The following is a 13,505-nucleotide window of genomic DNA, read 5'->3' as shown; positions in this document are numbered from 1 at the left end:
GAGGATCGAGCGCAGCGAGATCCTCGGTACGGCGAGCGGGGAACGAAGTGACCCGCGGGCCGCGAGGATCGAGCGCAGCGAGTCACCTCGGTACGGCGAGCGGTTCGAATTTCGAGCGTCCGAAAACGTGAACGGAGCGAACGAGCGGCGCGACTCGCGAGCGGCAGGCCTTTGGCCCGACCGCCGGTACCCGTACCCATGACGACCGACGCATCCGACGACGGCGACGACGCCGAGGGCGGGGTCGCCACGATCACCGTCACCGTCGAGGACGGCCTCTGGATCGCCGAGGACGAGGCGACCGGCATCTCCAGCCAGGCCCACGACAAGCCCGACGCGCTTCGCAATCTCGCCGCGGCCCTCGAGACCTACGAGGAGGGGGAGGAATCGGGCGGCGACGACTGGCTCTGAGCGGGCCAGGGTCGCGCGGTTCGGCCCGCGGTCGCCGGGCCGCGCCGGCGAGAGCGGGGCCGAATTATTAGCCGCCGATGGTGGTCGGCTCCCCCATGGACGAGTACGACGTCGTCGTCCTCGGGGGCGGCTCCGGCTCGCATGTGGCGAGCGCGGCCGCCGCGGAGGGCTACGAGGCGGCGGTGCTGGAACCCGGGCCCCTCGGCGGGGCCTGCATCACCCGGGGCTGCGTCCCCTCGAAGGCGCTGATCCACCGGGCCGACGTCTGCCGGGAGATCCGGCGGGCCGATCGATTCGGCATCGACGCCGAACTGACGGGCGTCGACTTCGGGGCGATCACCGACGCGGTGCACGAGACCGTCTTCGAGAAGGCCGACCGGGCGGCCGAGGGGCTCCGCGAGGCCGAGCGCGTCACCCTGTACGAGGCGGCGGGGCGGTTCGTCGACGACCGCGAGGTCGAACTGGACGGCGGCGAATCGGACGGCGAGCGGATCCGCGGCGAACAGGTCGTCGTCGCCGTCGGCGGCCGGCCGATCGTCCCGCCGATCGGCGGGATCGAGGACGTCGACTACCTCACCAGCGACGACGCCCTCTTCCTCGACGAACGGCCGGACCGACTGGCGATCGTCGGCGGCGGCTACATCGGCGCCGAGCTCGCGCACTTCTTCGACGGCGTCGGCGCCGACGTCTCGATCGTCGGCCGGAGCGACGTCCTGGTCCCGGGGGAGGCCGCGGCCGCGAGCGAGGCGGTGACGCGGGCGCTCGGCAGCCGCTGTGACGTCTATACGAGCCACGAGGCGAGCGAGGTCCGTGCGGAAGCCGGTGAGGTCGTCGTCGTCGCCGAGGGCGGCGGCGATGATGATGGCGACGGGGCCACCGATGGCGGCGATGATGATGGTGACGGAGCCGGCGGCGAAGAGGATGGCGACGGAGCCGGCGATGAACGCGACAACGAGGTCGAGATCCGCGCGGACGAACTCCTGCTGGCGACCGGTCGGCGGCCGAACACCGACGAACTCGGCCTCGAAGAGACGGCCGTCGAGACCGACGACCGAGACCGCGTCGTCACCGACGAGCGTCTGGAGACCGACGTCGACGGCGTCTGGGCGCTCGGCGACGTGCTCCCCGAGTTCCCGTTCAAGCACGTGGCCGACCGCGAGGCCGAGGTCGTGGCCGCGAACGTGCTGGCCGCGCTCGAGGGGGATGACGGGGAGGCGGCCGACGAGGAGTCCGGCGGCCGCGACGGACCGACGGGCGACTGCGAGACCGTCGACCGCTCGGCGCTCCCGCACGCGATCTTCACCGATCCGCGGGTCGCGAGCGTCGGCGCCACCGCCGCCGAGCTGGACGAAAACGACGTCGAATACGAGCGCGTGCGCGTCGACTACGCCGCGGCGCCGCTGGGACTGATCCTCGACGAGGACGAGGCGTTCGTCGAGGTCCTCGCCGATCCCGACGGCGAGATACTGGGCTGTCACGTGGTGGGTCCGGAAGCGACGACGCTGATTCACGAGGCGGTCGTGGCGATGAACCGCGGCTCGGGGACCGTCGACGACGTCGCGGAGACGGTCCACGTCCACCCGGCGCTCAACGAGGTGGTGCTGGCGGCGTTCGACGAGCTGTCGGATCGGCGATTCTCGACCGCACCCGACTGGCGCGACGTCGCGGGAAAATAGCGCGCGGTCGGGCCGTCGCGCGGGGAGATAGACATTAGTCGGTTCGCCCGAAGATCGTTCCATGGACGAGGACTGTCCGTTCTGCGCGATCGTCGCCGGCGATCGGTCGGCGAACGTGGTGTACGAGGACGGGGGAACCGTGGCCTTTCTCGACGAGAACCCGGCCGCACGCGGACACGCGCTGGTCGTTCCGAGGGCCCATCGCGAGGAGATCCTGACGGACGCCGACGGGGCGGCAGCGTCGGTCTTCGAGACCGTCTCGACCGTCGCCGAGATGCTCCAGGCGACCCTCGAACCCGACGGATTCAGCGTCTTCCACACGTCCGGGCCGCTGGTCGGGACGGTCCACCACGCCCACGTTCACGTCGTGCCCCGGTTCGCGGACGACGGCATCGGCCTCTCGCTCGCCCGCGACGCGCTCGACGACGAGGAGGGAGCTCGGCTCGCCGAGGAGATCCGGGCGAACGGTTGAGGGACGTCACCCCGGTGCCTCTCGAGAGCCGGCTCGGCCCGTCCGACGACGACAGGGCTTTAGCCGTTGGCGGCGATTCGCCCGACGAACGGACGGCCATGGAGGAAGGACTCGCCACCGCCGACGGACGCCGACGACCGACCGACCGCCTGACGCTCCCCGAGTGGGGGAAGCTGGCGCTGGCCGGGAGCGCCATCGTCGCGCTGGGCTCGGTCCGGCCCTGGGTGACGCTCCGACGGGCCGAGGCGGCCGACATCACGGCGGGCGGGCTGTCCGGCGACGGCGTCGCGTCGCTGTTTTTCGCCGTCCTCGTCGCGGCGACCGTCCTCGTCGTCGCCTACCGCTCCGACGCGGGCCCCGGCCGGTACTCCGCGTGGACAACGCTGTTTTCCGGGATCACCGTCGGGCTGCTCGTCTACGGGGTGTACTCCACCGGACGGTCCGATATGCGGACGTTCGCGGCGTCCTCGGGCGCCGGCGACGTCGTCGCGCTCGACGTCCACGCCTCGCTCTTCGTCGTCGCGCTCGGGGGCGTCCTCCTCGTCGCCGCCGGCGTCGTGGGACTCCTCCGGGGCGGCGCGGGGTCCCCCGAAGACTGACCGCCGGTCGACGGGGACGGGCCACGGAGCCTCGACCGCGGACGGGCTGGCGAGCTGCTCGCCGGCGTCGTGGGCGTCAGCCCCCGTCCGCGTCGTGCGGGTTCAGCGCCTGCCGTAGTGCTCGGCGTGCTCGGTGTACTCGACGAACCGCGGGGCGTCGGGGTCGAACGGCCGTTCCATGGACTCGAACGCGTTCTGCTTGTCCCACCCCTGGAGCTTGCCGACGGCCGAGCGGTCCTCGAGGTCGTGGTAGTCGAGTTTGCGCTCGGCGAGTTCCCACGCCTTCCTGCCCTGCTCGGTGCGGACGATCACGCTCGAATACTCGTCGCTCGAGCCCACGGAGCCGACGGTGAGGTCCGCACAGAAGCCGGTGAAGTCGGCGCACTCGTCACAGCCCTTGAGCGCGGCGTCGTGGAAGTTCTTCACGTCCTCCTCGACGAGCAGTTCACCGTCGTGGTCGTAGACCAGCATCTTCCCGTGGAGGACGTCCAGCTTGGCGATCTCCTCCGGGGAGATTCCCCGCTTTTCCTCCAGCTGCTCGCCGATGAGACTGTAGTAGTTGAAGTTCTTCGTGCACATCAGCGCGATCGCGTACTCGACCGCGCGGAGGCCCTCGTTCTGGTGGCCGTACTCCCACTCGACGTCCTGCAGGGCGCGCAGTCCCTCGATCTCGCAGGGCGTGCCGACGAGCGCGAGCGAGAGTTCCTCGCGGGGCTTCTCGGGGAGCTTGTGCGCCCACCGGTCGAGATCGAGGTTGCCGAGCGCGAGCGTCTGGTTGTAGATCGTCCCCGCGTTCGCGATCAGGTCCTCGCGGCTGGTCGCGAGGTAGCTCTCGGCCTTCCAGGGCTCGTCGTCGCTCTCGGTGGCGATCAGCGCGCCGTCGATCTCGCCTTCCTCGAGGAGCGTGGCCAGCACCTCCGTGACGACGCCGCCGTCCTGGGCCCCCTCGGTCCAGTCCTCGTCCACCCGGGCGGAGAACTCCGTGATCGGGTCGCCGGCGCCCGTCACGTTGTCCTCGCCGCCGGTGATGACCCACTGGCGCTCGTAGCGCAGTCCGCCGCGGGGACAGAAGTCCCAGCACAGCGAGCAGCCGGTGCACATCTTCACGAGTTTCGGGAGGTCGTCGTCGCCGACGCCGATGGAGTCGGAGGGGCAGGCGGCGACGCAGGTGCCACACTGGATGCACCGGTCAGCGTCGACGACCGCCTCGTCGAGTTCGTGGAACCACGTCTTCTCCGCCGGCGTCTCGACGTCGTTCATCTCCGCGCGGATCGAGTACGACGGCGTGTCGAGCTCGACGCCTTCGGGGACGCCCACCCGCTCGGCGGGATCGTCGGCGTAGACGTCCTGGCTGACGCCCTCGGCGGGCTCGGTGAACTCGAGGTCGCCGAGCTGGCCGTCCTCGTCGACGTTCGCGGCGCCGGCTCCGTCGGTGGCGACGGGCTGGCCCGTTCCCTCGGCGGCCCCTTCGGGCGCGCCGGCCTCGTCGGAGTCCTCGACGTCGCCCGGCAGCGTCGGGCCGTCCTCGCACTCGCAGGTTCCGCCGCCACAGGAGTCGCCGGTGCCGGCCGGGGCGCCCCGGCCGACCGCTCGTGCGGTCGACGCCTCGGGCTCGTGCACCCGCTCGCCGGTCGACGACGGCACGATCACGGCGTCCTCGTCGTCCGTCCGGGGGACGCCCGGCAGCCGCTTCTCGGCTCCGTCGGCGTCCGCGGTCTCGACTCCGTCGGCGTCGGGAGTCCCGGTCCCGGCGGCGCCCGCGTCGTCCCCCGCTCCCGCCGGTTCGTCAGTCCCCACGGGCCACCCCCTGCGAGACGGGCGCGTCCGCTCGCTCCGTGATCTCCCGCAGTCGGCCGTTGTCCACCCGGCGGCACCAGGCGTAGAACGGCTCGCCGTCGTCCCGCTGCTCGGCGTAGACGTCGAAGAGGCGCTCCAGGGCCGGGATGACGGCGTGGTGGGGGACGGCCGTCTCCACCCAGTCGAGGAACTCGTTGTCGGCCCCGAGCGAACCCCCGAGGCCGAGGTCCATTCCCTCGACGAGGTCGTCAACTCGCGGGCGCAGCCCGCTCGTTTCTTCCGAGCCGCTCCGCGGCTCGCGCTCCCCGTCTTCGTCCGAGTCGAGTTTGACCGTCTCCCCGCGGAAGCCGATGTCGGCGATCTGGGGCTGGGCGCACGACGCCGAGCAGCCGGACATGTGCATCCGGATCACCTCGACGTCGTCGGGGACGTCGATGCGCTCGTCGAGTTCTCGGGCCCAGCGCTTCGTGCGTTTCTTGGTCTCGATGATGGCGTAGTTGCAGAACTCGTTGCCCGTACAGCCGACGGCGCCCCGGGAGAACGGCCCCGGATCCGGGCTGTACTCCCGGGCGAAGGGCTCGGTCAGGAGGTCCTCGACGTTCTCTTCCGGGATGTGGCTGATGAGGAAGTTCTGGTCGGTGGCCAGGCGTAGGGAGGCGTCCTCGGTGCCGTACTCCCTCGCGGCGCGGGCCGCCGCGGCGAACTCCTCGCCGCCCATCCGGCCGGCGATTACGTTGAAGCCGACGTACTGCAGCCCGTCCTGAGACTGGTCGTGGACGCCGACGTGGTCGCCCTTGTAGCCCACTGTCAGGTTCTCGCCGGCCTCGGGGAGGTCGACCGTGCAGCGGTCGCGGACCGCCTCCTCGAACGTCTCGGGGCCCAGCTGTTCGACGAGGTAGCGCATCCGACAGAGGCCGCGGTTGTGGCGGTCCCCGAGCTCTTTGAACGTCTGGGCGACGGCGCGGACGAACTCCACGGCGTGCTCCGGCAGGATGAACGCGTCGAGCTCCGAGCCCATCCGGGGGCCGTCGGAGAGTCCGCCCCCGACGCGTGCGTGGAAGCCGTAATAGTACTCGCCGTCAGAGCTTCGCTCCGACGAGCCCGCACTCGCTTCGCTCGCGCGGACCCCGCCCAGCGCCTTCTTCGCCGGGACGAGCCCGACGTCGTTGATCTGCGATTGCGCGCAGTCGTGGGCGCAACCCGTGATCGTGAGCTTGAACTTCCGCGGCAGGTTGGCGTACTCGCGGTTGTTCGTGAAAAAGTCCGAGACCGCTTCGACGACGGGCTGGGCGTCGAAGCACTCGTGGTCGTCGAGGCCGGCCGCCGGACAGCCCAGCACGTTCCGGGCGGAGTCCCCGCATCCCTGGATCGTCGTCAGCCCCACCGCATCGTAGCGCTCCCAGAGCTCGGGGACGTCCTCGATCCGGATCCAGTGCGTCTGGACGTCCTGGCGGGTCGTGACGTCGAGGTAGGCGTCGCCCCAGAGCTCGTTCTGGTCGGCGCCGCCGTACTCCTCGGGCGCGACGGCGTAGTCGGCGGCGCACTCGCCGATCACCTCGGCCTGCGCGGGCGTGAGGTGCCCGCCGGGCACCTTCGTCCGGATCATGAAGTAGCCGCGGTGCTTCTGGGCGTACATCCCGGCCCACTTCAGGCGCTCCCACTCGCCGTCGCCGGCGCGGGCCTCGATCTCGTCGAACGTGAGGCCCTCCTCGGCGTACTCATGGACGTCCTCGATCACGTCCAGCGGATGTTTCTCCCGCTTGTGGCGCTCCGTCGCGTTCACGCGAGTCCACCCCCGTGAGCGAGCGTGAGCTCGGAAGCGTTCGCTGGTCCGCCGGTCATCCGTTCCACCTCGCCTGCGATGGCGCTCGGCCGGCGGGTCGCGTCGGACCCGGTGCGGGCGAACGATCGATCGCGCTCATACCCCGACCCTCGACCGCGACCCTCATACCCCCGCGCAATACGGCGGTACCTGACGGCGCTCGGCCGCTCCGGCAACCCTTGCGCGACCGGGGCGGGTCGGTCGGACGAGCGGGCCCGCATTCGCGACCCTCGATACTGCGGGTCTCGTCGCCGGCCGCGTTCGTCGGCGCTCCGGGCAGACGTTGCCGCGACGACCGACGACGCCGACGCGTTCCCGCTCGGCACCCGGTTCGAAACCGCGACGGAGGCTGCTACTCCGCGGTCCACTCGCCGGCGACGTACTCCTCGAGGCGGTAGAAGTCGACGTCGTGGGCGGCCCGCAACTCGTCCAGCGGCGACTCGTAGCCGGCCTCGTTGAACCACTCGAACATCACGGCGAACTCCTCGCCCTGGGCCTCCCGGACGTCGTCGATCGAGAGGTGCTCGGCGCGAACGGGAACGTCGAGGACGTCCGCGAAGCGGATCGCCATCGCCCGGAGCGTGAGCTCGTCGCTCGCCAGCTCGTAGGCCTCCCCGACGTGGCGATCCGGATCGACGAAACACTCGGCGACGAACGCGCCGAGCGTGTCGACGTCGAGCAGCTGGAGCGCCGTTCCGGGTTCGAGTCCCATCGCGAGCGTCCCGCCCTCGATCGAGTCGCGAAAGCCCTCGAAGTTCTGGGCGAAGAAGACGGGCCGGACGATCGTCGCCGACAACTCGCGCTCGCGGATCAGCTCCTCGAGTTCCCACTTCGAGTCGAAGTGGGGGATCCCCGTATCGCGCTCGGCCCCGCCCACGGAGGAGAAGACGAGGTGGTCGATTCCGTGATCGTCCGCCAGCTCGATCACGTTCGTCCCCTGCTCGACCTCCTCGTCGTAGCCGTGCTCCCAGAAGTTCGTCATCAGGAAGACGCCGTCGACGTCCGTCAGCACGCCCTCGACGTTGTTCTTCTCGCGGATGTTCCCCTGGACGACCTCGGCGCCGGCCTCGGCGAGCGCGCGGGCGGCGGCCTGGTTTTCGTCTCGCGTCAGGGCGCGCACGTCGAAGTCGTGCTCGTGCTCCAGCAGGTGGTGGGCGACGGCGCCGCCTTGCGTGCCGGTCGCCCCGACGACGAGGATCGTTTCTGCGGTCATGACGGGCTTCCTACCACGACCGGGTTGAAGAAGCCACCACCGAACGGTCCGGGCGGCGAGCTGATATATCAACCGTATGAACAGGTGATCGGACCGATACGCCGGACGCCACCTTTTTCGCGCCGCCCTTCGAGGTGGGGACGTGCGACTCGTTCAGGTCACCGTTCCGACGGGCAAGCGGGACGCGGTCCGCGGGGTCCTCGAGGATGCGGGAATCGACTACGCGCTGACCGACGAGACGAGCGGCCGGGAGTTCACCGCCGTCGCGACCTTTCCCCTGCCGGCGAACGCGGTCGAGCCGATCATGGACCGGCTGAAGGAGACCGGGCTCGACGAGGACGCGATTACGGTCGTCGTCGACGCCAACACCGTCGTCTCGCGGCGGTTCGACCAGCTGCGAGCGGAGTACGCGAACGGGGACGAGCGCGACGACGACCGGATCGCTCGCGAGGAGCTCCGGGCGGCCGCGGGGAACCTGATGCCGACGACGCGCAACTACCTGGTGTTGACGATCGTCAGCGCGGTCGTCGCGACCGCCGGCTTGCTCCTCAACTCCGCCGCGGTGGTCGTCGGCTCGATGGTGATCGCGCCCCTGGTGGGACCGGCGCTGGCGGCCAGCGTGGGGACCGTCCTCGACGACGACGCCCTCCGGATGCGCGGGATCGTTCTGCAGGTCCTCGGCGTCGGCGGGGCGATCTGCAGCGCCGCCGCCTTCGCGGCGTTCGTCCAGGTGGCGAACGTCGTGCCGCCGGGCGTCGACGTGCTCGCGATCGAGCAGGTCCGCGAGCGGCTCGCGCCGGACGTCCTGGCGCTCGCGATCGCCGTCGGGGCGGGCGTCGCCGGCGCCGTCAGCCTCTCGACCGGCGTGTCGGCGGCGCTGGTCGGCGTGATGATCGCCGTGGCGCTGATACCGCCGGCCGCCGTCGTCGGCATCGGGATCGCCTGGAGCGAGCCGACGCTGGCGCTCGGCTCCGGCGTTCTCGTGCTCGTCAACGTCCTCTCGATCAACATGGCCGCGCTGGCCGTGCTGTGGTACCAGGGCTACCGGCCCGACTCCGCGTTCCGCCTCGCCGACGTCCGCGCGACGACCCTCTCGCGGATCGGAACCCTCGCCGCCGTCATCCTGGTGCTCTCGGTGTTCCTGGCCGGCGTCACCTACGCCGGCTACCAGGGCGCGGTCGACGAGCGGACGGTCGAGGCGGAGGTCGACGCCGTCGTCGCCGAGCACGACGAGCTGCGGCTGATCGAGGTCGAGACGACGATCGACGACCATCCGCTGCGGGGCTCGCCGGAACGGGTCGTGGTCACGGTCGGGAAACCCGCCGGCGTCGAGTCGCCGCCGATCGCCGCCCAGCTCCGGGAGCGCCTCGGCGACCCGGATCTCGAAATCGAGGTGCGGTTCGTCGAGGTCCAGACCGGCTAGCGGTTCGCGGACCAGCGCCGGGAAGTCACCACACCGACCGTCGGGAGACTACTCCGCAGCCAGCAGCCGCTCGACGACCTCGTCCGGATCGAACCGCTCGATGTGCTCGTAGCCCTGGCCGACGCCGAGAAAGAGGATCGGCTTGCCCGTCACGTGGGCGATCGAGATGGCGGCGCCGCCGTTGGAGTCGGCGTCCGCTTTCGTCAGGACGGCGCCGTCGAACTCGATGGCCTCGTCGAACTCCCGCGCCCGGTTGACGGCGTCCTGGCCCGCGACGGCCTCGTCGACGAACAGCGTCATGTCGGGGTCGACGACGCGGCCGATCTTCTCGAGCTGGTCCATCAGCCCCTCGTCGGTGTGGAGTCGGCCCGCGGTGTCCCCGAGGACGACGTCGACGTCGTTGGCCTCGGCGTACTCGACGGCGTCGTAGAGCACCGCCGCGGGGTCGCCGCCCTGCTGGTGGGAGATGAGCTTCGTCCCGCGTGCCTCGGCGTGCTCGCGGATCTGCTCGTTCGCGCCCGCGCGGTAGGTGTCGCCGTTGGCCATCACGGTGTCGTAGCCGCGCCGCTCGAACCAGCGATCGAGCTTGGCGATCGACGTCGTCTTCCCGACCCCGTTGACGCCGGTGAAGACGATGGTCAGCGGTTTGTCGGCCTCGGCGATCCGGGCTTCGAAGTCGAACTGACCGACGCTGATCACCTCCCTGATCGCGTCGGCCAGCGCGGCCTCGACGACGGCGCCGGTCGAGGTCGTGAAGGTGCGCGTCTCGCCGACGAGATCCTCGCGGAGGGTCTCGACGATCTCCCGGGCGACGCCCATCTCGACGTCGCTCGAGAGCAGGGCGATCTCCAGCTCCTGGAGCGGTCCCTCGAGGTCTTCCTCCTCGATGACGAACTTGCCCCGGACCATCGACGCCGCCCGGCGACCGAAGCCGACGCCGCCATCGGAATCGTCGTCGGACGCGTCGGCGTCGGCTCCGACCTCGTCGGCCGATTCGAGGTCGGCCCCCACCTCGTCGGCCGATTCGGCGTCGGCCCCGGCGCGACCGTCCGGTTCGTCGGTGACCCTCGCCGCGTCGTCGGACTCGGCCGCCGCCTCCGCCGCCGCGGCCGAGGTCCCGGAACCGGTCGCCGGTTCCGGCGACGCCGAACCCTCCTCGGCGATCGGCGCGCCGGGAGCTCCCTCGCGGGGCGCCTCGTCGAGCTCGGCGCCGGGACCCGCCGCCTCGGCCTCGGGGTTCGCCTCGTCGAGTTCCTCGAGGGCGCCCCCGTCGATCTCCTCGAGGTCCCCCTCCTCGATCGCCTCGACGTTCTCCTCGGCGGCCTCCTCGGCGTCGGACCGGAAGCTGCCGAGCTTCTCGCGCAGGTTGTCGAACATGCGGCTACTCGTCCCGGTCGCCCTGACCCTGCATGCCCTGCATCTGCTGCTGGAGGGCCTGCTGCTGGATCTGCTGGGCCTGCTGTTCGAGCTGGGTGCTCTCGGCTTCCAGCTCGGAGATGCGCTCGGTGACCTCGTCGATGCGGTCGTCGAGGCGCGCTCGCTTGTTCTCCAGGGTCTCGACCGCCCGATCACGTTCGAACTCCGCGGCGTAGTCGGCGCCGAGCTCGACGATCAGTTCGTCGATGTCGTCGACGGTGGCGCGGACGTACGCGCCGCCGCCCAGCGGGACCTGCACGACGGAGTCGCTCTCGAGGTTCTCGATCGCCTCGACCGCGTCGTCGATCTCGCGCTGGTCCTGGCGGATCCCCTCGACGGTCGTCTGCAGCGTCTCGATCGTCCCCTGAATCTCCTGGAGTTCCTGAGAGAGCGCCTGGAGCTGCTGTTGACCGGCGCTCATCGATCGCTCACCCCGCTTCGATCGCGTCGCGGCTCGTACTCCTCGCGCTCGGACCGACCGGTCTGAGAGTGGTCGCTCATACCACATCGTCCGTCAGGGAGCCGGAAGAATGTTCCCTTCCGGGGCGCTACGACCCCGGGGTTCGTCCGATCGCGGCCGCCCGGACGGAAGCCCGAACGCCGCCGATCGGTCGCGGCGGCCGTCACCGCTCAGTCCAGGTAGCCAAGCGCGTCCTCGATCCGGCCGAGTTCGGGCCCGGTCGTGTCCTCGCCGACGACGTAGCCGGCGTCGTTGGCGAGCAGCCCGGAGCCCACGAGGGGCGCGCCGTAGTTGATCGTCCCGACGTCCGCGCGGACGTCGAGTACCGCCTCCAGCGCGTCGAGCTCGGCGTCGGTCGCCTTCGGGTGACAGAGGACGCCGTCGTTGGTGGCCACGGCGGCGGTGCCGACCGTTCGCACGCCCGCGAGGTCGCCGCGCTCGACGGGGACCGCGAGGGTCTCCTCGACCACCTGGACGGCGTCGCGCGGCAGGTCGGGGTGGACGTACGCCCCGTGATCGTTCGCGAGCACGACGTTCCCGGCGGCGTTGATCTGGCCGGGCAGCTCGCCGATCGGCAGATCGACGGCCTCCGCGATCCGGTCGCGCTCGTACTCGAGAATGCGGCTGCTCACGAGCAGACCGTTCTCGTTGCCGGTCGCCAGCACCCCGACGGTGCCGGCGCCGCCGACGGTGGTCGCCACCGCCCGCACGTCGAGTTCGTCGGCGAGCGCGTCCACCAGGTCGTCGTCCGCGTCCGGACGCACGAGCAACGAGTGGTCGGTAGCGCACGCGAAGACGCCGACGTAGGCGGAGCCGGCGAAGGAGGCGCGGAGCACCTTACTCGGCGAACTCGGCTTCGACGACCGGTTCGCCCGCTTCGTCGAAGCGCGCGGCGCGCACGCGGAGCTTCCGCGGCGGGTTCGAGCGGCCGTTCGCCCAGACCGCCTCGTTGATCGAGGGGTCGAGCCGGACGACCTCCGCGTCGACCGAGAAGTGTTTCGCGAGGTGCTCGCGGACGATCGTCATCGCCCGGTCGGCGGCCTCGTGGTTCGGTGCGGCCTTCACGTCCCGGAGCGGAACCGTCACGACCCGCTCATCAAAGTCACTGGCGCTCATTATTCGTCGGTGTCGTGGCGCCGCCAGTTGCGTCGCTTGGGGTTGCGGCGAACGTTCATGTCGGTCTTGAGCATGACCCAGGCCGGGACCCGGCTGTTCTGGTTCTCCAATTTCGCGAGGCGCTTTTTCTTGCCCTTGGACTTCTTACCCATAGTGGCCGGGTGTAGCCTACCCTGGCATAAAATCTTGTCCATCCGGCCACGACGGCGGCGGCGGCGGTTTCGCCGGCGCTGAGGCCGTTTCGGCCGGGGAACGGTCGGCGCACGCCGGCCGGAAACCGGTGAGGAGCGAGTCGCGCTCGGACGACGGCGCCCGGCGTGGCGCGTCACCGCCGCGGGCGATCAGCGCCCGAGCGAGGCGGCCCCCTGGCGTACCGCGTCACGGCCTCGAGCGTGGCGTCGCTCAAACGAGGTGGCTCTCGGCGTACCGCGTCACCGCTTCGAGCGTGGCGTCGCTCAGCGACGTCGTGTATCGCCACTCCTCGACGCCCTCGGTGCCGTCGTGGCGCGAGAAGGCGTCGTGGTCGTAACAGCCCCGACCGTGCCACCGGGTGCCGCCGCCGAAGCGAGCGGGTCCGGCGTACGCCGTCGCCATCGGCGACACGTCGCGGACGCCGGGTTCCGTCTCGACCGCCGCGCCGAGGTCGTGGTCGCAGCGACTGTCCACCACCGAAGCGGCGATCGTCGACGAGCAGAACGCGTGCAGCGTCTCGTGGATCGCCATGTTCCTGGTCACCGACCGGTCGTCCCAGAACTCGGTCGCGCCGACGTTCGCGACGGTCAGCGCGCCCGCGTCTCCGTTCCGCGCCGCGTGGGACGTTCCCGGCAGCATCCGGCCGTAGCCGATCTCGTAGTCGAGCGGGCCCCACCACAGCAGCAGGTGGCAGCACGCGCCCGCGTCCGGTCGCCGGTCGAGGACCGCGGCGCGGAAGCGATCGTAGACCCGCGAGGCGGGCGCGAGGGCGTCGAGCGGGGACGCGACGCCGAGCCGGGAGCCGATCGGGTCGCAGCGTTCGACGGCGTAGTCGACCCCGCCGCGACCGGTCGCCGCCGCGTGATCGGCGACCTGCGCGAACGCGTCCCCGACCGCGGCGGCGGCCG

General features: G+C 71.0%; 13 protein-coding genes and 1 pseudogene. 5 read left to right on the top strand and 9 right to left on the bottom strand.

The window, feature by feature from the left end; all coding sequences use genetic code 11:
• Positions 1–198 precede the first annotated feature (198 nt).
• From QZT59_RS04040 to QZT59_RS04025, 4 genes are all read left to right on the top strand, one after another.
• The gene (locus QZT59_RS04040) at positions 199–411 is read left to right on the top strand and encodes a hypothetical protein (protein WP_290811681.1); all 213 of its coding nucleotides are present in this window, start codon (positions 199–201) and stop codon (positions 409–411) included.
• 95 nt (positions 412–506) lie between these two features.
• On the top strand, positions 507–2,087 hold the full coding sequence (locus QZT59_RS04035) for a dihydrolipoyl dehydrogenase (protein WP_290811679.1): 1,581 nt from the start codon (positions 507–509) through the stop codon (positions 2,085–2,087).
• A 61-nt stretch (positions 2,088–2,148) separates the two neighbouring features.
• Positions 2,149–2,559 carry an HIT family protein gene (locus QZT59_RS04030; RefSeq protein ID WP_290811675.1) on the top strand — a complete coding sequence of 137 codons (411 nt, stop codon included), beginning with the start codon at positions 2,149–2,151 and terminating at the stop codon, positions 2,557–2,559.
• A 98-nt stretch (positions 2,560–2,657) separates the two neighbouring features.
• Positions 2,658–3,158 (top strand): hypothetical protein, encoded by a 501-nt coding sequence (locus tag QZT59_RS04025; protein ID WP_290811672.1) that lies wholly within the window; start codon positions 2,658–2,660, stop codon positions 3,156–3,158.
• 76 nt (positions 3,159–3,234) lie between these two features.
• Here QZT59_RS04025 and QZT59_RS04020 read toward each other — a convergent pair.
• From QZT59_RS04020 to QZT59_RS04010, 3 genes and pseudogenes are all read right to left on the bottom strand, one after another.
• Positions 3,235–4,955, bottom strand: a pseudogene (locus QZT59_RS04020) (Coenzyme F420 hydrogenase/dehydrogenase, beta subunit C-terminal domain).
• Positions 4,945–6,738 (bottom strand): nitrite/sulfite reductase, encoded by a 1,794-nt coding sequence (locus QZT59_RS04015; protein WP_290811669.1) that lies wholly within the window; start codon positions 6,736–6,738, stop codon positions 4,945–4,947. The pseudogene QZT59_RS04020 and the gene QZT59_RS04015 overlap by 11 nt, the downstream one beginning before the upstream one ends.
• Before the next feature lie 391 nt (positions 6,739–7,129).
• Entirely contained in the window at positions 7,130–7,990 is an 861-nt protein-coding gene (locus tag QZT59_RS04010) for an NmrA/HSCARG family protein (protein ID WP_290811666.1), read from the bottom strand.
• A 142-nt stretch (positions 7,991–8,132) separates the two neighbouring features.
• Here QZT59_RS04010 and QZT59_RS04005 point away from each other — a divergent pair, with 142 nt between their 5' ends.
• Complete coding sequence (locus tag QZT59_RS04005; RefSeq protein WP_290811663.1) at positions 8,133–9,413, top strand: TIGR00341 family protein; 1,281 nt, start codon at positions 8,133–8,135, stop codon at positions 9,411–9,413.
• A 48-nt stretch (positions 9,414–9,461) separates the two neighbouring features.
• On the opposite strand, the gene ftsY is transcribed toward QZT59_RS04005, so the two are convergent.
• From ftsY to QZT59_RS03975, 6 genes are all read right to left on the bottom strand, one after another.
• Complete coding sequence (ftsY, locus tag QZT59_RS04000; protein ID WP_290811661.1) at positions 9,462–10,790, bottom strand: signal recognition particle-docking protein FtsY; 1,329 nt, start codon at positions 10,788–10,790, stop codon at positions 9,462–9,464.
• Between the two features lie 4 nt (positions 10,791–10,794).
• The gene (pfdA, locus tag QZT59_RS03995; RefSeq protein ID WP_290811658.1) at positions 10,795–11,250 is read right to left on the bottom strand and encodes a prefoldin subunit alpha; all 456 of its coding nucleotides are present in this window, start codon (positions 11,248–11,250) and stop codon (positions 10,795–10,797) included.
• 209 nt (positions 11,251–11,459) lie between these two features.
• Positions 11,460–12,125, bottom strand: coding sequence for a translation initiation factor IF-6 (locus tag QZT59_RS03990; RefSeq protein ID WP_290811655.1), 666 nt, complete (start codon positions 12,123–12,125; stop codon positions 11,460–11,462).
• Position 12,126: 1 nt separating this feature from the next.
• Positions 12,127–12,405 (bottom strand): 50S ribosomal protein L31e, encoded by a 279-nt coding sequence (locus tag QZT59_RS03985; protein ID WP_290811652.1) that lies wholly within the window; start codon positions 12,403–12,405, stop codon positions 12,127–12,129.
• Positions 12,405–12,557, bottom strand: a complete 153-nt coding sequence (locus tag QZT59_RS03980) for a 50S ribosomal protein L39e (protein ID WP_290811649.1) — start codon at positions 12,555–12,557, stop codon at positions 12,405–12,407. The genes QZT59_RS03985 and QZT59_RS03980 overlap by 1 nt, the downstream gene beginning before the upstream one ends.
• Before the next feature lie 250 nt (positions 12,558–12,807).
• On the bottom strand, positions 12,808–13,505 hold a 698-nt coding region (locus QZT59_RS03975), incomplete at its 5' end, for a hypothetical protein (protein WP_290811646.1).

Origin of the sequence: Halovivax sp. (assembly GCA_007119345.1) — an archaeon.
Lineage (GTDB): Archaea > Halobacteriota > Halobacteria > Halobacteriales > Natrialbaceae > Halovivax.
The sequence above is the reverse complement of the archived record's forward strand: the minus strand, read 5'-3'. Positions and strand labels throughout refer to the sequence as shown.

Coding starts and splice junctions, on each gene's coding strand:
- QZT59_RS04040 (WP_290811681.1), top strand. CDS start 199: ATGACGACCGACGCATCCGACGACGGCGACGACGCCGAGGGCGGGGTC.
- QZT59_RS04035 (WP_290811679.1), top strand. CDS start 507: ATGGACGAGTACGACGTCGTCGTCCTCGGGGGCGGCTCCGGCTCGCAT.
- QZT59_RS04030 (WP_290811675.1), top strand. CDS start 2,149: ATGGACGAGGACTGTCCGTTCTGCGCGATCGTCGCCGGCGATCGGTCG.
- QZT59_RS04025 (WP_290811672.1), top strand. CDS start 2,658: ATGGAGGAAGGACTCGCCACCGCCGACGGACGCCGACGACCGACCGAC.
- QZT59_RS04010 (WP_290811666.1), bottom strand. CDS start 7,990: ATGACCGCAGAAACGATCCTCGTCGTCGGGGCGACCGGCACGCAAGGC.
- ftsY (WP_290811661.1), bottom strand. CDS start 10,790: ATGTTCGACAACCTGCGCGAGAAGCTCGGCAGCTTCCGGTCCGACGCC.
- pfdA (WP_290811658.1), bottom strand. CDS start 11,250: ATGAGCGCCGGTCAACAGCAGCTCCAGGCGCTCTCTCAGGAACTCCAG.
- QZT59_RS03985 (WP_290811652.1), bottom strand. CDS start 12,405: ATGAGCGCCAGTGACTTTGATGAGCGGGTCGTGACGGTTCCGCTCCGG.
- QZT59_RS03980 (WP_290811649.1), bottom strand. CDS start 12,557: ATGGGTAAGAAGTCCAAGGGCAAGAAAAAGCGCCTCGCGAAATTGGAG.